Genomic DNA, 18,078 nt, shown 5'->3' on the forward strand with positions numbered 1-18,078 from the left:
TTCATCTATCATGGATTGTTCGAGGCACGGCCAAACGACGATATCGGCTTCGGCATCGGCACGACGCATGTCAATCCGGCTGTCGCGACCGGACAATCCCTGGCCAATCTCGGCTATACGCAGAGCGGAGAACTGACTCTTGAAACCTTTTACGGCTTACAGGCGACAGGCTGGCTGAACATCAAAGGCAGCCTGCAATATATCCATAATCCCGGCGGGTACGGCAATTATGGGCATTATAATGATGCCTGGATCAGCGGCCTTCGGGCGACGATCGTCTTTTAACGATAACAGGATCAAGCGAAGGGAGGACAATATGCCGAAAGCATTCTATTGGGGTGTATCCGCTGTCGCAATGACAGGCTTGTTTGTCGCGACGCTGCACGCCTTCGAGGTGCAGAGCGAAGAAGCTTTTCACCTCGAACACATGAAGGCGATTCCGGCAAAAATGCACGATGGCGACATGGCAACCGTTCACCTCTTAAAGGTGAATGGAAAAAAGATGATCGCCATCCCGCTGAAATCTATTCCGCCGGAATTACGGGACGAGCTCTGCGTCAAGGATCCCGTCGGCATATGCGACGAATAGCAAGTAAGTGTTACCAATCTGATAGAAAAACACACCGATTCATTTCCCACAGCCAAAAAGGCCGAGATAATTTCGTATAAACTGATTCGGAATTACTGTGTGGTAGATCCAGGGTCATCTTGAGGACCTTTACGGGATCGACGTCTCGCCGGATCTCACGTCATCCGTCACTGGCTCCGTTCTGGAAGAGGTAAAGGAATGGCAGAACAAGCCCCCCGACGCCTGCTATCCAATCATCTTCTTCGACGCGATCCGCGTCAAAATCTGCGACGAAGGTTTCGTGCGCAACAAGGCCGTCTACAACAACGTCGGCGTGCTGGCGCACGGCGTCAAAAAGATTCTGGGCTTCTGGATCAAGTAGATGGAGGGAGTTAAATTCTGGCTGCGCGTGATGAATGAATTGAAGAACCGCGGCGTCGGGACACGCTACTCGCCATCGTCTTCGGCGAACGCTTCGTCATTCAATGACGGAATAAGCGGCCTCAATCACTAAATGCCTGTCAGTCCCACTCTCAACAAAGGTCAACAGGACACTCAATGAAATCTGATTCAACCGCCATTCGTGTTGGTCTCATTGGTTACGGCTTTTCGGGGAAGACTTTTCATGCTCCGCTAATCAGGGCAACACCTGGCCTTGAACTTACCGTCGTCGCGTCTCGTGATCCTGACAAGGTTCAGGCTGACATACATGACCTTACCGTCATCTCAGATCCAATGCAGGTCGCGAGGTCCGACATGGTCGATCTGTTGGTCGTCGCGACACCGAATGACAGTCATGCACCGATCGCGAGAGCGGCACTCGAGGCAGGCAAACATGTTGTAATCGACAAGCCATTCACGCTCGACCTAGCCTCGGCCCGTGAGTTGATCGCGCTTGCGGATAGCAGGGGTGTGTTGCTATCGGTGTTCCACAACCGACGCTGGGACAGCGATTTCCTCAGTATCAAGAAGGTCATTAACGACGGTCTGATCGGTACCGTCACCCATTTCGAGTCCCATATAGACCGTTTCCGCCCAGAGGTCCGTGTCCGCTGGCGAGAACAGGGTGGTCCCGGAAGCGGGTTATGGTTCGACATCGGCCCGCATCTGGTGGATCAGGCACTTCAATTGTTTGGATTACCTCGTCGAGTGCAAGGCAATCTAGCCAGGCAACGCTTAGGTGCTGTCTCCGACGATTGGGCGCATGCCGTTCTTGACTATGAGGAACGTCGCGTCATCCTCCATGCTGGCTTGCTGACCGCTGGCGGTAGCTATCGCTTCGTCGCCCATGGTGAAGGTGGCAGCGTGGTCAAGCAGCAAGCTGATCGTCAAGAGGATCAGTTGCGCGGCGGCATGAAGCCAGGCGATCCGGGTTGGGGTAACGATCCTGATCCCGTCATCCTCTTTGATGGTAGTGGTGCATCGCGAATGTTGCCATCAGTGGCTGGAGATCAGCGACACTACTACAAAGGTGTGGTGGATGCGTTGAAAGGCATCGGACGAACGCATGTGACGTCACTTCAGGCCTTGGGGGTCATGGCAGTGATGGAAGCAGTGATAGAATCAGCGCGGATGCATGCGGCTGTTGAATTAGCATTGGAACCGGAGGAACGCGCAATATGGATATAAGTGCGCCTAAAAAATCGATTCGTTAACCATGTTTGGCTGACGATATTTGCATGGCGAAACAGCTTTTTTCCTGGCGGCTAATGGGCTGGAATCGGGGCGTCGTTTCGTCAGATCCACCGCGCCCGAAGGGCAGTCGGCCACAGGGCGAGAACCGCGAGGTGCTAAATAGCCGTGCTCTGATTGCAGAAATGCCGGAGCGTGTGACCATTAGCCCTGCCGGCATCCGGCTCACACTGAACGGCAAGGGGATGGTGCCGAAGCCGGAGGTATAGACGAGACCCTGGCAATTGCCTGGACGCTACAGCCGTATCGGCGGCGGCGGGAGATTCTTCAGCCCGAAACTGCTCCAGGTCCGCTGCAACCGATCCTGACGGGGGAACGCCAGAAACTTCTCGCCGCGATCCTTCAGGCACGAACCTGGCTCGTTGATCTCGTGGTGCTGCCCGGAAATTGCCCATCTCGCGCGCCGCGAGCAGCGGACCGAGCGTTCGGTCCGCATGATCCTTTCGCTGGCCTTTCTCGATCCGGCACTGGTTCGGGCGGCGGTCGAAGCCCTGTTCCGGCGCGGCTATGGTGTGACCCGGTTGGTCGATCTGCCGATGCACTGGCCGGAACAATGGTGGGTCCTGTCCCTGCCGTAGCCGCGATAGCCTCGAGCTTTCCGCAAGGCGTTAAATCTCGACGTAGAGCCTGATTCGTGGATCCCGTGGGGATAGCCAGCGAGAGGAACAGAACCCTCCGACCCCAACGGATGGTTCTGTTGTCATTGTGCCACGGGAAAGAAACAAGGAAACGTCAGCACGGGAATCTGCTCAATCGTCCTGCTCGGTCCATCCTCGCTGCCGCGCGCCACAAACCGGTCTCTGAGCTGATGATCGGGAAAAGCGCGGAAAGGAAAATCGGGGCGTCTGAGACAGGAGGCCGGAGAGTGCTATGAAAGCCCCGAAATCCGGGCGTTTATGTCGCCAGAGACGCGGCAGGTTACTGCAAGCCCCCTGAAACATCGGAGCTTTAGCACAAGCTTAAAAGCAAGTGAAAACAATGTATCGTGCTGGTGGAGCTGAGGGGAATCGAACCCCTGACCTCTGCAGTGCGATTGCAGCGCTCTCCCATCTGAGCTACAGCCCCCAGTGCGGATTTATCTACGCGAGTGTTCGACGCTGTGCAAGCCGGAGTTTGACGATTTCTTTGCTGAAAGCTTTTTCCCGACGGGATGGTTTGGAGGATCTCGCGGAAACACCCCTAAACCTCTACACGAAATACGGAAAAAGGGCCTTACTTGTGGGCAAGCGGTTGGCTGCTTAAACAAAGCAGGAGCCCTTCTGGCTGTTGCCGCGAAGATCCATCAAAAAGAGAGCATTTCCAATGTCTTTGAATCGCAAAGCGATTTTGTTCAAAGGGAAATGCTGTCGGCTGCTGTCGGGAGGGGCAGGCAGCTTAGAACGCTCTGATCCATGATCCGCCGGCACGTTTCTGCGATTTGGATAATTCTTCGATTCCGGTGCGGCCAGGCTGGTCTGGATGGCTCTATGTGCTTAAATAAAAGTGTTTTCCATCGTCTGGCATAATCATCGATACAAATCAGGCGGAAGATGCTTCGGTAAAAGAATCGGCGTCACTAAAGTTCAAGGATCCTTCATGCGCGCGTTACTTGATGTCCTGCTGCTCGTTCTTCATCTTTATAGTTACGTCATTATCATTGTTGCCATAATGTCTTGGCTCATCGCCTTTAACGTTATCAATATGTATAATGATCTCGTGCGCTCGATCTGGAATGCGTTGAATGCTCTGACGGAACCGGTTCTCCGGCCAATCAGGTCGGTTCTTCCGGATCTTGGGGGTATCGATATTTCGCCGGTTATCTTGCTGCTTCTCCTCTTCCTCCTCGAAGATGTCATTCAGCGATATATCTATCCGAATGTCTTCTAACCTCCCGGCCGAGTTCGCAAATCACTCCTGAGCCGTGACATCACGAGGCGGCCGAATCCTCATTATATTTCTCAGCGTAATTCACTCTTGATGGGATCACGGTGAAGTGTGAAGCCTGCCGGACCTGCATGTGCTATTTTAAAAACGAATTGAAGAAAGATCGTTCGTTAAAGGCGCATGCCGGCAGCTTCTCAGGTTAGTTTATGGAACTTGTTAAATATGCTCTGAAGTTCCGTATTTCCTTCTATGTTCTGGCCATCGTCATGATGCTAGGGGGAATCGGTTCGGCAATCGTCATGCCCAAGGATGTTTTGCCGAGCGTTGATATTCCTGTCGTCGTGATTGTCTGGACCTATACCGGTCTCAACACGACCGATATGAGTCAGCGTATCACTACCTATAGTGAATATTCCCTCTCGAATAATGTCAATAATATCAGGCGTATGGAAAGTACGACGCTGCAGGGAGTGGCAATCGAGAAGATTTTCTTCGATCCCGACGTGAGCGTCGATCTCGCTATCACCCAAGTCGTGTCGGCGATGAATTCGATACGCGCGGTCATGCCGCCCGGTGTTCAGCCTCCTGTCGTCATGCGTTTTTCGGCCTCTGCGGTGCCGGTTATCCAGCTTTCTCTTTCATCGCAGAAGGATTCGCAGGCGCAACTCTTCGATTACGGCATGTATCGTATTCGTCAGACGTTGGCACAGGTTCCGGGATCGACCCTGCCGACCCCCTATGGCGGTGCACCACGGCAGATCATGGTCGATCTTGATCTGAAGGCGTTGCAGGCCAATGGCATGACGCCGCTTGATGTCGCCAATGCGGTCGGCACGCAAAGTCTCGTCGTGCCGTCGGGGCTCTCCAAAATCGGCAGTACGCAATATCCCGTCCGGTTGAACTCGACGCCTGAAGCGATCGAGACCCTGAATGAAATGCCTATAAAGGTAGAAAAGGGTACGCCGGTCCTTCTACGTGATGTCGCCTTCGTCCGTGATGGGGCCCCGCCGCAATTGAACATCGTGCGTGCAAACGGCACGCGTTCCATTCTCCTGACGATCTTGAAGAACGGAACAGCGTCGACGCTTTCTGTGGTCAATAATGTCAAGAAATTTCTGCCGGATATTCGGGCGGCGGCTCCGCCAAGCATGAAGATTACGCCGCTGTTCGATCAGTCGGTCTTCGTTTCCGGGGCGATTCGCGACGTGGTGCGCGAGGCGGTCATTGCTGCGGCCCTGACGGGTTGCACGATCCTGTTGTTCCTCGGATCCTGGCGTTCGACATTGATCGTATTGGTGTCCATTCCGCTTTCGATTCTCACGTCGCTGACGATTCTTGCATTCCTTGGGCATACGATAAACATTATGACCTTGGGTGGACTTGCGCTTGCTGTCGGCATCCTCGTCGATGATGCAACCGTGGCCATCGAAAACACTTATCGTCTCATGGAGGAGGGGCATGGTTTTCGTGAGTCGGTGGTTTATGGCGCGGCGGGAATCGCCAAGCCGGCGCTGATCTCGACTTTGTCGATCTGCTCCGCTTTCGTTTCCGTGTTCTTTCTCACCGATACACCCAAATATCTGTTTACGCCGCAGGCCTTCGCGGTCGTGTTCGCGATGCTTACGTCTTATCTTCTGTCGCGTACACTCGTTCCGATCCTGATCGACGTGCTCGTGAAAAAGGAATTTGATCAGCGTTTCGGTGAAGGGCGCGGAGCGGGACATGGGAATGCCCATGCTGCGCTGACAGGGCCGCAGCCCGAAGGTATCTCCGGATTTTTCGTCCGTTTTCATGCAGGCTTCGAACGAGGCTTCGCCCGGTTCCACCGCTCCTATCTTGGACTCCTGCATGCGATCATCGCGCACCGTCTCGTAACCGTATCGACGGTGATGGTGGTGATCGCTTCGTCAGGCGTCTTGTTCACCTTTGTGGGCCAGGATTATTTTCCTCAGATCGATGCTGGGTCGTTGACGCTCCACATTCGCACCCGCTCGGGCATGCGCATAGAAGCTGCGGAGCAGATTTTTGCACAGGTTGAAAAGACGATTCATGAGGTTATCCCGGAGGAAGAGCTTTCCATTATCGTCGATAATATCGGTCTGCCGGCTTTCAATTATAATTTTGCGTTCGGCGACGGATCTTTCGTCGCCTATAACGACGGTCAGATGCTGATTTCCTTCTCAGAAGAGCATGGATCGACCATCGAATATATGAAGAAGCTGCGCCCTATTCTGCGCGCACGCTTCCCTGATACGATCTTTTATTTCCAGCCGTCGGACATCATTACCCAGATTCTCGATTTCGGCAGCATTACGCAGATCGACGTTCAGGTACTCGGTCGTCATGAAGAGAAGGATCTTGAAGTCGCGAAGAACCTGGAACGCAAGATCAGAGCCGTGCGAGGTGCCGTCGATGTCCATATTCACCAGATCACCGATGCTCCGGAATATTACGGCACGATCAATCGCCAGATGGCACGTGAAATCGGGCTCAGCACGCAGCAATTGTCCAATTCGCTGAATGTGTCGCTCGGCGGCAGCTTTCAGGTCTATCCCAATTTCTGGGCCGATCCCAAAACCGGCATTCCCTATCAGCTTTGGGTCCAGACGCCAGAATATAGGACTGCCTCTCTCGCCATGGTGGAGAACACGCCGATTTACGTGAGCGGTCCCAATAATGCGACGCCTGGTATTGTCACCCTGTTACAGAATGTGGTCGATCTGAAGCGTCAGAGTGAGCAGACCGTCGTCAATCACGTTAATGTGTCGCCGAAATATGATATTTTCGCCAGTGTTCAGGACCGTGACCTGGGTTCGATTCGTAACGAAATCGAAAAGATCATCGCCGAAGAGCAGAAGAATCTGCAACCACCCGACAAGATTACGATCCTTGGCCAGATTCAGGATATGGATAATGCCTTTTTCAACATTGAGATCGGCCTCGGCATCGCTCTGGTTGCAGTCTATCTTCTGATGGCAATCAATTATCAGAGCTGGGGTGATCCCTTTGTGGTTCTGGCCGCGTTGCCGCTCGCGTTCTGCGGCATTATCATGAGCTTGTTCATTACACAGACCACATTTTCCATTCCGTCTCTGTTCGGCGCTATCATGAGTGTCGGTGTGGCGAGCGCCAATTCCATTCTGCTGGTGACCTTTGCAAGGGAGTATCGGGAGGAAACGGGTTGCGGGGCCATCGAGGCGGCGCTCAAGGCTGGTGAAACGCGCCTCCGACCGGTGTTGATGACGGCGAGTGCCATGTTCATTGGCCTCTTGCCGATGGCTATCGGTGTTGGAGAAGGCAGCGAGCAGAACGCCGCCCTGGCGAGAGCCGTTCTTGGTGGCGTCGCCGTCGGCACCTGTTCCACCCTGTTGTTCGTTCCTTTCCTTTATTCCCTCCTGCGCAGGGGTAAGGTCGAACCGATCAAGGATTATCTATGAGCGAGGCAAACCCACGGGCAGAGACTGGCTTGCATAGCCACGCGTCCACGGTCGATGTGGAACATTATCCCATGCCGTCAAGAAAAATCTTTCTGATCGTGTTTTTGGCGGCAGGTGGCGTGTTGGCTTACGGCGCCTATGGCCATTGGCAGCGCTATTCAGCTTCCGTCGAAGCGCAGGAAAAGACAGTCAATTTCGTGCCAAAGGTGCAAGTGTATAAGGCCCAACTGCATGAGGAACCGATTGAATTGACGCTGCCTGGGCAGACGGTCGCTTTCAATATGGCGGCCATCTATGCGCGTGCGACGGGATATATTGCCGAACGCCATGTCGATATCGGAAGCCGCGTCAAGACTGGCGATTTGCTCGTGCGCATTTCTGCACCCGATCTCGATCGTCAGTTCGATCAAGCCAAGGCACAGTTGAAACAAGTCGAGGCAGCGCTGGCGCAGGCACAGGCACAAGTCGTTCAGGCCGAAGCCAATGTGCGCCTTGCCGATGTGACTTATTATCGCGCCGACACGCTCAGCAAGCGCGGTTATCAGACCATGCAGGTGCGGGATAATCAGCAGGCGAATGTCTCGGTGCAGCAGGCGGCATTGGAAACAGCGCATGCGGGAGTCAAGCTCGCGCAGGCCAACGTCGATGCTCAGAAGGCAACAGTTGAAAGATTGCGGACCTTGACGGAGTTCGAAAGGGTCGTTGCTCCTTTCGATGGCATCATCACGACACGTAATGTTGAGGTCGGTGATCTTGTCAATGCGGATAATGGTACCGGAACACCAATGTTTTCCATCAACCGCGACGATGTCTTGCGTGTGGCCGTCAATGTTCCGCAGAGTGTGGCGATTGGCGTCGAGGATGGTCTGAACGCCCGCGTGAGCGTGCCGCAGATGCCGGAGAAGGTTTTCATCGGTAAGGTTGCTCGCAGCTCGGTGGCATTGACATCTTCTGCCCGAACCTTGTCCACGGAGGTGGATGTTCCCAACAAGGACGGTCTGTTGCGCCCCGGACTCTTCGTGGATGTAACATTTTCCGTACCGAGGACGCGCCCAAATGTTGTCGTTCCTTCGGAAGCCCTCATCTTCAACCAGCACGGGCTACAAGTCGCGGTTGTGGGTGAGGATAATCGCGTGAGTCTGAAACAAGTCACGATCTATCGGGATTTCGGCCGCACCGTCGAATTGAATGATGGATTGACCGGCCATGAAAAAATCGTGCTGAATCCTCCAGCCCTTCTTATGGACGGAAGTAGAGTTGAGATTGAGTCTGATGGGGTTGAAAAGCAGGCTTCCGCGACGCCGTAGAACAGCCAAAATATAGGTTTGCCACAAGGCTGTGGTCGCCGCGTTTTTCCGTTTCCAAGCGGAATTTCCTGAAATGGATGGTACTTTCTCGAAAATTTGTGACTTTAGAGAAATATAAAGTTTTATTTGGCGTCTGAGAGATCAGGTGCCTCCCTTATAAGAGCATGTTCGGCTGTTTCGAAAGCATTCTAGAGCATTGGACATGGCTTCATTCGAATTCCGATGCTTTAGAGGGCCTCAAGTCAGCCGAATATGTTTAGCCATTTTTGAGGCAATGCTCGCTTACCCATTGGATGGGCGAGGCATTGCTGTGGCGGAAGGCTCTCTATTGTATCTGCTACATTAGCCTTCCGTCTCTGTCCTCCGCGCTAGACGGTATGTTTCCGCGCTGCAAGAGCGTTTCAGATCTATCAAGAGACGCTTCACTCAAAAAATCAGAGCATTTTCAATGCTATGGAATCACGCGAAGCGATTCAACGGTGTCGGAAAATGCTCTAGAGCCACTTTTGTTTGAACAAAATCGCTGTGCGATTCGAGGGCATTGAAAAGGCTCTTGTTTTTATGTGGAGCAGATCGGGCACATCTGATCATGCTCTAGGCGATACGCGGAAGTCGGCTTTCATAGGAATCTTGTGCTTGCAGCACAGGAACCTACGGGGCGTGGAAGCTCGATTTCGCTGATCAGGCGACGCAGAGAATCGTAGGCAAGGGCGAGATAGAGATCGACCATCGGATCGTCGAGACCTACCGCGTCGTGCGCAAGAGCTTCGATTCCGGCGGCGAGGCCGAGTGCGTGATCGATGCGGCTGGTCTCGTGCGAAGATGTTTCAAGCGGCTTTGACATCGACTTCCATCTCCTTCGTGAGGCCTGTCATCGAGCGAATGTTGTTTTCGAGAGCTGGATGAATGTCCTGTAGACCAAAATAGATCGACGGACGCGTTGAATGATTGTGTCCGAGGATGATCTTGTTGACGCCGCAGCGACGCCAAACGCGGTGCAGGCTCGCTTCATAGATGGAGGTCACCTGAGTTACGCCGTGTTCCAGGCTGAACTGGCAGATGCCGAGAATGAGTTCGCAAGCGGTGCGCGAAATCCCGTTAGGTTGAATGACTTGGTCGTTGAAGACGACGAAGCGCGTGATCTCCCAAATCGTTGGAGAGCGAATCACGATGTCAGGAAACATTTTGTTGAAGACACTGACTGCCATATGCTCGCTGAGCGTATTCAGTAGGCGGACAGATCCGTATAACTCGCCGTTGTTGCCGAGGACGCAAAGATAGACGGAATCATCACGATCGAACTCATCGATTTCGAGATTGTCTTCGTTGACCTTGACGTCCCAGTTCTTCTGATCGTGAAAAATGATCCGCCGCTGACGGAACATTTCCGTAAACAGTTCCGGTTTCTCGTCTCTTTCGTAACCATACAACGTCATTAACATGGGAGTTCCTCGCGGGAGGGGAATGACCCATGTTTTATGCTTTACCTATAAAATAAACCTATTCCCCAAATCGGGGAGGTCAGCGAATGAGACCGGCCCGGATGGCTTTGGCGACGGCATGAACGCGGTTCAACGCGGCGAGTTTGTAGCGTGCGGAATCGAGATGCGCCTTCACGGTTTCCGGTGAAATCGACATGATGAGAGCCGTGTCATCAATTGTTTTCCCTTCCGCAGACCAGCTCAATGCTTCGATCTCTCTCTTCTCGTAATTGTGTTGATATCAATCCCATCGTCCTTGATATTCATTTCGAAGGCGCGCTGCTGAACGAAATGAGCGACGTGGACCATATCGCGGACGAGCTCATAATGGCGCGCCTGCCATTCCTGCTGATTATTGTCTGCAGTCAGGCAGAACAGGGCCCAGAGCCCATTGGTCGGCCCTCTGACGGGTATGGTCAAGCCTTGCCTTCCAACACCGAACTCGGTTGCTTCGCCGAAGAATTTCTGGACTTTCGGAGATTTACGGGGAAGCTTGGCCCAATCGATAGGCAGAAGAGAACGGGCCCCTATATTAATAACGGGATCAAGATTAACGTAATTATTATCCCGATAATGCGAAATCCATTCTTCTGTATAAGTTCCTAACGTATAGGGGTTTGTTATAGTACATCCTGGAAGGCTTGGGCAAATATAAAATATATTCTTTAAATCGTAGTGTGATTTAATGGAGACGATAAATTCTTCCAGGGTTTTTTCGGAAAGATTACTTTCAAGATCAAGCAACTTTGTGATGCTTATCGTTTCCATTGGACTGGACACTGTGGCAGGCGACGTGGAATGAACGAGCGATGGTGAGGCGATGACCGAATTCATTTTCGCTGCGCACATGAAACGCGTCGTCCTAGATTGAGCTTCGGATGAGTGGCTTATTTAAACATTTTTGTCGACAAAAGTTTGCCTGACGGATCATTGTTTGTCACGATTTGGCCCGAATCCGTCCAACAACCGTAAGTCGTAAAATTCGGCCGAAGAAATGGATTTTGCCGATATAAGATTTCAAGCGGGCGAAAATAGACGCGTAGATTAAGAAGAAAAATTCGCGATTATCATGAAAACTTATCCGAAAAAACATCCGGTCCAGACTTTCCGGTGCGACTCGAAGCCGTTTTGAGGAAAGAAGAAGAATTGTCCCATTGCCCGTATCTCACTTCCTGAGCCAGAGGTAAACGCGGGATGATAAACTAAAATTTATAATAACGCTGATCTGCAACTTCCGGTTTCCTATATCACAAAAAAGTGATCATAAGAAGTCTCGAGCTTAGCGGTCCCTGCAAAAAGAACGCTCTTTTAAATAGAGTTTGCACGCTGCCTTGGCATGAAGGAAAATTAATGGAGAAGGCGCCAATCGAGTGACCCAGCAAATGGTGGCTCATTTTCGATGAAGGAATGCATCGTGCGCTGACAGGTCGCGACCGTGATAGAGCGCCGGAATATTGCTCGAAGCATTGGGGCTCCACCGCGACGTTTCAATTGATCATGAGCGAGTGGCGACGCGAATCGACGGCAAATTACGCGCGTAAACAACTAAAAAATAGGCTTATTCTTCGATAAAGCCTATCGAGAGGTCAAAGAGATTGTCGGAAGTCGGTGTTATGTTTTCTGCCCCCTCATCTTGTTGAGCCGCGGTCCTGAAGGGCGAAAAACTCAGGCGATGAATGGGGCAGGGCCCATGATCCATAATGGCTGAAAGATGCATGCGCGTTGCATAACCGACGTGATGGTTAAAACCATAGGCTGGATAAAGCCTGGCAAAGTGGTGCATGAGGCGGTCGCGCGCGACTTTCGCGACGATTGAGGCTGCGGCAATCGACAGTGAGCGCGCATCTCCCTTGATGATCGTTTCGCCGGGACAAATGAGATCCGTCGGCATGTCATTGCCATCAATGAGGACGTAATCGGGTGTCTCATCGAGCGCCGCCAGTGCGCGACGCATGGCCATCAAAGTGGCTTGGCGAATGTTGATCCGGTCGATTTCCTGCGCACAGACAAAGGCGATGGAGACCGCTGCAGCCTTTTCCAGAATTGTTGTATAGAGCGCGTCGCGCTGTGTGCAGCTCAAAGCCTTGGAATCATTCAGTCCCTTCGGTAGCCGTGCCGGGTTGAGAATGACCGCAGCCGCCGTCACCGGGCCGGCAAGTGGACCCCGGCCGACCTCGTCAACTCCGGCAATCCTTCCGAAGCCGCTTTTACGCAGGCGTTTTTCCAGGTTGAAATCGGGAGTAGCGGGAAAGAGAGCAGTCGGCTTGACCATGGAACCTCAATGAGAAGTCTCTACCATGATGCCGCCCGACAGGCTTTTTGACCAGAAAATTTAAAATGATCGACCAGGTCGATGGAAAAACCCGGCCATTGCCGTGCCAGCCTGGGCCTCGGGGGGAAGGGATGGCTCTTCGTTGCACGGCAAATCTTTCTCCGGCAAAAATGGTTTCCTTTAAAAAAGACTGAGTTGCGCCGATTCCTGTACCGGATGCTGGAACAGATCGGTGCGCAGACGTTTGTGGGATTTTGTGTAGCCAAGTTTCGCCATGGCGATTTCGAACCGCCGGCCCACCATCCAGGCATAGGGCCCAGTTCCGGTCATTCTTTTGCCGAAAGTGGCGTCGTAAAGCTTGCCGCCGCGCACCGACTGGACCAGAGACAGCACATGTCGCGCTTTGCCCGGAAAATGTTGAACAAGCCATTCGGCGAAGAGGTCGCGCAATTCGAGCGGCAGCCGCAGCATCACGTAGCCGGCTTCTCGTACACCCATGGCGTAAGCGCGCGTGAGAATGGCTTCGATTTCGCCGTCATTGAGAGCGGGAATGATCGGGGCGACAAGCAGGCTGACAGGAATACCGGCCTCGGTCAAAATTCGCATGGCTTCGAGACGTCGTTCCGGCGTGCTCGCGCGTGGTTCCATCTTGCGGGCTAGATCAGCATCGAGCGTCGTTACCGAAATCGCTACTTTGACGAGACCTTTCTGCGCCATGGGGCCGAGCAGATCGAGGTCACGAAGGATAAGTGCTGATTTCGTCACGATGGCGACTGGATGATTGGTGCGTGCGAAAATTTCGAGAATTTGCCGGGTGATCCTCTGCTGCCTTTCGATCGGCTGGTAGGGATCGGTGTTCGTGCCGATGGCGATGGTTTTGGGTCGGTAGGATTGTGCCGACAATTCCCGTTCAAGCACTGCCGCTGCACTGGTTTTGGCGAAAAGCTTTGTTTCAAAATCGAGGCCGGGCGAGAGCCCCTGATAGGCGTGGGTCGGCCGCGCGAAACAATAGATGCAGCCATGTTCGCAGCCGCGATAAGGGTTGATTGAACGGTCGAAACCGACGTCGGGGGAATCGTTCTGCGTGATAAGCGAACGGACTTTCTCGGGGGTAACGCAAGTTGCGAGCGGCGGCGGCTCTTCATAGGTCCAGCCGTCCTGTTCTCGCTGGCGGGTTTCCTTTTCAAAGCGGCCGACGCGATTGGTGACGGCGCCGCGTCCACGCCGTTCCTGGGGCGGTGTTATATCTTTGAGGGACAGATCTTTGAAGGAAATGTGATCGAGTGGCCCGCGCTCGGCGCTTTTCCGCACCTTGGCAAAGATCTGTGGCTTGGCCACTGTTTGTTTCAGGAGAAGCCCAGTCTCCGCCATAGCGCACCCATTCATTCCATCTTTGTTCCGAAAATGATGAGAACAAAAATAGAACAAATGAGGCTTATGTCAAATGGTCCTGTGGATAATTCTGTGGCTGGTAAAGCCAATCATAGCGCGCGAGCGCCTGTTCGGGCGCGGTGAAGCGCATGACCATGTCGCGGGCGAAAGCGGCTGGTCCCTTGAGGTGATAGAGGCTTGCCTGTTTGTGTGAGGCTGCCTGTACCCGGCTCGCCCGCGCCAGGCGCACAGATTGATAGGCTTGGAAGGCTGCTTCGATATTTCCGGGTTTACGCAGCGCACTGGCGAGTGCCGCCGCATCTTCGATGGCCTGTGCCGCGCCCTGGGCAAGAAAGGGCAGCATGGGATGAGCTGCATCGCCAAGGAGGGTAACACGCGCCGCGCTCCAAAATGGCAGGGGAGGAAAAGCGACGAGGGGATGTGTGCGCCATTGCGGCGCGGCGGCGAGCAGGTCTTGCGCGGGCTTGGCCCAGTTTGAAAAACGGCGCGAGAGGACCGCAGGATCGCCACTTCCCGCCCAAAAGGGCTCTTTGGCGGAGGCCGCCGACGCTGTTTCGACCACCGCCACGACATTGACGACCTTGCCCTGGCGCAAAGGATAATGAACGAGATGCGTATCCGCACCGAGCCAGAGATTGGTACGCGGCAAGAGCAGATCGGCGCTGACCTTTTCCGCCGGAACAAGCGCGCGCCAGGCGATGCGTTGACGCCGGCCTGTCGGTTGCGCCGGCGGTAGGCCGGCGGCGGCAAGCAGGCGCGCACGGGTGAAGGAATGCACGCCATCGGCGCCAATCAGGCAATCGCCTTCGAATGTGCGTTTGACGGCACCCTGTTTGACGACCAGGCGGATGCCCCGGCCGTGCGTCGCAAAACCCGCGACTTCCATGCCGAGCATCAAGCTGATGTCCTTATGAGCTGCCAGCGTTTCCAGAAGCGCGCGCTGAAGATCGGCGCGATGCGCCACGAGATAGGGGGCGCCCCAACGGCTTTCGGCGTCGAGCAGTGGCAGGGTCAAAAGCGCCGAGGCATCGCGCGCGCGCCGCAGGATCAGGCCCCGCGGTTGCAGGGCCGCCTTCGCCAGATGGGGAAGCACGCCGATCGTGCGGAGGATGGAACTGGCGTTAGGAGAAAGCTGTAGCCCGGCGCCGACTTCTTCCAGGACGGGCGCCTGTTCGAAAAGACTGACGCGCCAGCCCTGGCGAGCAAGACAGAGAGCCGCGGTGAGGCCCCCGATGCCGGCTCCGGCGATAAGCGCATGAGGCTGCGGCATGGATGTCGTCTTGGGCTTTGGCCAGGTCTTGGGCTAGGGCTTGGGAAACGGCAGAGACACGCGCTCAGGCGGCAGCCGCGCCGGCGGTTTCTACCGGCTCGAAGCGGCATTCCGCTGGCTCGCAGCCGCCGTGCAGGCTCGCGTCATAGACATAATGGGTCGAGCAATAGGGGCAGATCGCATCTGAACTATCGCCCATATCGATGAAAATATGCGGATGATCGAAAGGTGGCAGGGCGCCGACGCACATGAATTCCTTGGCGCCCACCCGCACCGCTTCGACGCCGGGCTGGTTGTGAAAATGGGGAGTGCTGTGCGAAGCCATGCGAAACCCGATCCCTTGAAGTCATGGATATTCAAAATCGCCATATCGTCACGCGGGCGACAGGATTCGACGGCAAGCTTTAAGCGATCAGATCCGGATTGGATAGGGGCCGAATGTCAGGTTTGATGCATTCGTGATCAGTTTGCTCGCGCGATCAATCTGCTTGATCCATCAGGCTCAAGGCCGCAAAAGCTTATCGACTTCCGCCTTGACCAGCATAGGTCGCGTGGGTGGTGCCTCCGGCATCTGCTTCCCAAGGGGAACAAGCCATGAAGAAGGCGGCGACAGGGGAAGTCATGGAGACAAAGGGCGGCAGGAATCTGGCGAGAGAATCCGGAAGATATGGTCATGCAGGAATTTTCGGCGCGCGGAGTGCGACTGGCCTTCATCGACGAGCCGCCAGTCGGCGCGGATCGAGGGGAACCGATTCTCCTTATTCATGGTTTTGCTTCGACGCACGCGATCAATTGGGTCTTTCCGCAATGGGTGAAAACGCTGACGGAAGATGGCCGTCGCGTCATTGCGCTCGACAATCGCGGCCATGGGCGCAGCGAGAAATTCTATGATCCCGCAGCCTATCACATCAATGAGATGAGCGGCGACGCTCTGGCGCTTCTCGATCATCTTGGCATAGCGCAAGCGGATGTCATGGGCTATTCGATGGGCGCGAGGATCAGCGCCTATCTGACAGCCACCGAGCCGCAACGTGTCCGCTCGGTCATTCTTGCCGGGCTTGGCTATCACCTCGTGGATGGCGCGGGCCTGCCGCTCGGCATAGCCGAGGCGATGGAGGCGCCCTCGCTGGCCACCCTGACCGATCCGGCCCAGCGCATGTTCCGCAGTTTCGCCGAGGCCACGAAGAGCGATCTCAAGGCGCTTGCGGCCTGCATCCGGGGCGCCCGCCAGACGATGACGCGTGAGCAGATCGCTTCCATCCGCCAGCCGTCCCTCGTCGCGGTGGGAACCGCCGACGACATTGCAGGCGATCCGGAACATCTCGTGGCACTTTTGCCAGCCGGCCATTATCTGCCGATTCCCGGCCGCGATCACAATCGGGCTGTCGGCGATCCCGCCTATAAGAAGGGTGTGGTCGAATTCTTGCTAAATAGACCTTGAAAGACGTATGCACAAAAATCTTGGCGAGCTTTGCCTAGACATTCATCAGGCACTGCGCCTCGCTCGTCAAACTGATCGTTACCCCCCGATCCTGCCGGAGGATCGAGGAATCAAGGCTAACCCGAGGCGAATCGTTGGGCGGGTCTTTGAACCGGCCGGGAGATGAAAAGTGACCCATGCCTTGCAAGCGACAGCCAAAGCGATGGGGCTTCCGCAAGCCGATCCGATTTATGCCAAGCTACGGGCCGAGGCGGAGGCCACCGTCCGTCATGAGCCGGAACTCGCCGGCTTCGTCTTCTCGACCATCCTGAACAAGGATACGCTCGAATCCATCATTATTCATCGCCTGGCGGCACGGCTGGGACATCCGGATGTTCCCGCCGATCTCATTCGGGCGACCTATCTCGATATTATCGAGCAACAGCCGGCGATAGGACAGGCGTTTCGTGCCGATATAGCCGCTGTGGTCGATCGCGATCCCGCCTGCACACGCATTCTGGAGCCGGTCCTGTTTTTCAAGGGATTTCATGCGATCCAGACCTACCGGCTGGCGCATGCGCTTTGGGAGGCGGGGCGGACGGATTTCGCGCTCTATCTGCAAAGCCGGTCGTCCGAGGTTTTTCAGACGGATATCCATCCTGCCGCGCGAATCGGCAAAGGCATCTTTCTTGATCATGCGACCGGGCTTGTCGTTGGTTCAACGACGGTCATTGATGACGACGTATCGATGCTTCAGGATGTGACGCTTGGCGGTACCGGCAAGGAAAGCGGCGATCGGCATCCGAAAATCCGGCAGGGGGTTCTGATCGGTGCAGGCGCCAAGATTCTCGGCAATATAGAAATCGGCCGCTGTTCGCGTATCGCCGCTGGTTCGGTTGTCTTGCGTCCGGTGCCGGACCACAAAACGGTCGCTGGCGTCCCCGCGAATATTGTCGGTGAGGCGGGTTGCGCCGAACCGTCCCGTTTCATGGACCAGATTCTCGCGGATCTGCAAGCTTCCGGCATAGATTTCTGATCGAGACGGAGGTTCAGGCCGCTTCCGTCTGCTTTATCATGTCCTTGAAAAGCACGCGAGATCGGTCCTGACAGGAACGTGCGTCCGGACTGATGCGCTGAAGGTGTTTCGGGTTTTATCCACCACATCTCCGACCAGTTTCGGGAAAATCTAACATCTGTGTATGGATTTTCAGGAATTGCTGGAAAAATGCTGCGAATCCGAAAACAGTCGGAAGCTTGGGCGCGTTTAGGTCTCGCCCTCCAGTTTTTACTCTCCTCCCTGTCATTTTGAGGAATGAAGAGGCCTCACGAGGCTTTTCCTTTCCGCTATCCCCGCGTAATACCAAATCTCGATGGGC

At 54.7% G+C, this 18,078-nt stretch carries 18 protein-coding genes, 1 tRNA gene and 1 pseudogene; 11 read left to right on the plus strand and 9 right to left on the minus strand.

From position 1 onward, the window contains the following. From DL88_RS05470 to DL88_RS05490, 6 genes and pseudogenes are all read left to right on the plus strand, one after another. Positions 1 to 285: carbohydrate porin (locus DL88_RS05470; protein ID WP_034993144.1), on the plus strand; the 285-nt coding region annotated here is incomplete at its 5' end. A 31-nt stretch (positions 286 to 316) separates the two neighbouring features. Then, positions 317 to 589: a hypothetical protein gene (locus DL88_RS05475; protein WP_034993147.1), complete on the plus strand. Its 273-nt coding sequence runs from the start codon at positions 317 to 319 to the stop codon at positions 587 to 589. A gap of 106 nt (positions 590 to 695) precedes the next feature. After that, a pseudogene (locus tag DL88_RS19795) lies at positions 696 to 1,036 on the plus strand (transposase); the annotation flags it as partial. A gap of 90 nt (positions 1,037 to 1,126) precedes the next feature. Then, complete coding sequence (locus DL88_RS05480) at positions 1,127 to 2,197, plus strand: oxidoreductase (protein WP_034993150.1); 1,071 nt, start codon at positions 1,127 to 1,129, stop codon at positions 2,195 to 2,197. Positions 2,198 to 2,247: 50 nt separating this feature from the next. After that, positions 2,248 to 2,469: a hypothetical protein gene (locus tag DL88_RS20660; protein WP_034993155.1), complete on the plus strand. Its 222-nt coding sequence runs from the start codon at positions 2,248 to 2,250 to the stop codon at positions 2,467 to 2,469. A 153-nt stretch (positions 2,470 to 2,622) separates the two neighbouring features. Continuing rightward, on the plus strand, positions 2,623 to 2,838 hold the full coding sequence (locus tag DL88_RS05490; RefSeq protein WP_034993168.1) for a hypothetical protein: 216 nt from the start codon (positions 2,623 to 2,625) through the stop codon (positions 2,836 to 2,838). Between the two features lie 411 nt (positions 2,839 to 3,249). Here DL88_RS05490 and DL88_RS05495 read toward each other — a convergent pair. After that, positions 3,250 to 3,325 (minus strand) — tRNA-Ala (locus DL88_RS05495). A gap of 510 nt (positions 3,326 to 3,835) precedes the next feature. Between DL88_RS05495 and DL88_RS05505 the strand changes: the two genes are divergently transcribed. The 3 genes from DL88_RS05505 to DL88_RS05515 all read left to right on the plus strand — a co-directional run bounded on the left by DL88_RS05505 (position 3,836) and on the right by DL88_RS05515 (position 8,867). Beyond that, on the plus strand, positions 3,836 to 4,126 hold the full coding sequence (locus DL88_RS05505) for a YggT family protein (RefSeq protein ID WP_034993176.1): 291 nt from the start codon (positions 3,836 to 3,838) through the stop codon (positions 4,124 to 4,126). A 203-nt stretch (positions 4,127 to 4,329) separates the two neighbouring features. Further along, a complete protein-coding gene (locus DL88_RS05510; RefSeq protein WP_034993179.1) occupies positions 4,330 to 7,560 on the plus strand; it encodes an efflux RND transporter permease subunit in 3,231 nt (1,076 codons plus the stop codon). 71 nt (positions 7,561 to 7,631) lie between these two features. Further along, positions 7,632 to 8,867 carry an efflux RND transporter periplasmic adaptor subunit gene (locus DL88_RS05515; RefSeq protein ID WP_034993650.1) on the plus strand — a complete coding sequence of 412 codons (1,236 nt, stop codon included), beginning with the start codon at positions 7,632 to 7,634 and terminating at the stop codon, positions 8,865 to 8,867. 619 nt (positions 8,868 to 9,486) lie between these two features. Here DL88_RS05515 and DL88_RS05520 read toward each other — a convergent pair. From DL88_RS05520 to DL88_RS05550, 8 genes are all read right to left on the minus strand, one after another. Next, positions 9,487 to 9,711, minus strand: a complete 225-nt coding sequence (locus DL88_RS05520; RefSeq protein WP_034993183.1) for a hypothetical protein — start codon at positions 9,709 to 9,711, stop codon at positions 9,487 to 9,489. After that, positions 9,695 to 10,309, minus strand: coding sequence for an acyl-homoserine-lactone synthase (locus tag DL88_RS05525; protein WP_034993187.1), 615 nt, complete (start codon positions 10,307 to 10,309; stop codon positions 9,695 to 9,697). Before DL88_RS05525 ends, DL88_RS05520 begins: the two co-directional genes overlap by 17 nt. 79 nt (positions 10,310 to 10,388) lie before the next feature. Further along, positions 10,389 to 10,553, minus strand: coding sequence for a LuxR C-terminal-related transcriptional regulator (locus DL88_RS20750; RefSeq protein ID WP_245270640.1), 165 nt, complete (start codon positions 10,551 to 10,553; stop codon positions 10,389 to 10,391). Beyond that, a complete protein-coding gene (locus tag DL88_RS05530) occupies positions 10,550 to 11,182 on the minus strand; it encodes an autoinducer binding domain-containing protein (protein WP_245270642.1) in 633 nt (210 codons plus the stop codon). Before DL88_RS05530 ends, DL88_RS20750 begins: the two co-directional genes overlap by 4 nt. 724 nt (positions 11,183 to 11,906) lie before the next feature. Next, positions 11,907 to 12,620 carry a ribonuclease HII gene (gene rnhB / locus DL88_RS05535; RefSeq protein ID WP_084704989.1) on the minus strand — a complete coding sequence of 238 codons (714 nt, stop codon included), beginning with the start codon at positions 12,618 to 12,620 and terminating at the stop codon, positions 11,907 to 11,909. 180 nt (positions 12,621 to 12,800) lie between these two features. Next, complete coding sequence (locus tag DL88_RS05540) at positions 12,801 to 13,991, minus strand: PA0069 family radical SAM protein (RefSeq protein WP_034993192.1); 1,191 nt, start codon at positions 13,989 to 13,991, stop codon at positions 12,801 to 12,803. 64 nt (positions 13,992 to 14,055) lie between these two features. Beyond that, entirely contained in the window at positions 14,056 to 15,282 is a 1,227-nt protein-coding gene (locus DL88_RS05545; protein ID WP_034993196.1) for an FAD-dependent monooxygenase, read from the minus strand. Positions 15,283 to 15,346: 64 nt separating this feature from the next. Next, positions 15,347 to 15,607 (minus strand): zinc-finger domain-containing protein, encoded by a 261-nt coding sequence (locus DL88_RS05550; RefSeq protein WP_034993199.1) that lies wholly within the window; start codon positions 15,605 to 15,607, stop codon positions 15,347 to 15,349. A gap of 348 nt (positions 15,608 to 15,955) precedes the next feature. Between DL88_RS05550 and DL88_RS05555 the strand changes: the two genes are divergently transcribed. Beyond that, positions 15,956 to 16,723, plus strand: coding sequence for an alpha/beta fold hydrolase (locus DL88_RS05555; RefSeq protein WP_034993655.1), 768 nt, complete (start codon positions 15,956 to 15,958; stop codon positions 16,721 to 16,723). Positions 16,724 to 16,925: 202 nt separating this feature from the next. After that, positions 16,926 to 17,738 (plus strand): serine O-acetyltransferase, encoded by an 813-nt coding sequence (gene cysE, locus DL88_RS05560; protein WP_034993656.1) that lies wholly within the window; start codon positions 16,926 to 16,928, stop codon positions 17,736 to 17,738. Positions 17,739 to 18,078 lie beyond the last annotated feature (340 nt).

The organism is Beijerinckia mobilis (assembly GCF_000745425.1).
Classification (GTDB): Bacteria; Pseudomonadota; Alphaproteobacteria; order Rhizobiales; family Beijerinckiaceae; genus Beijerinckia; species Beijerinckia mobilis.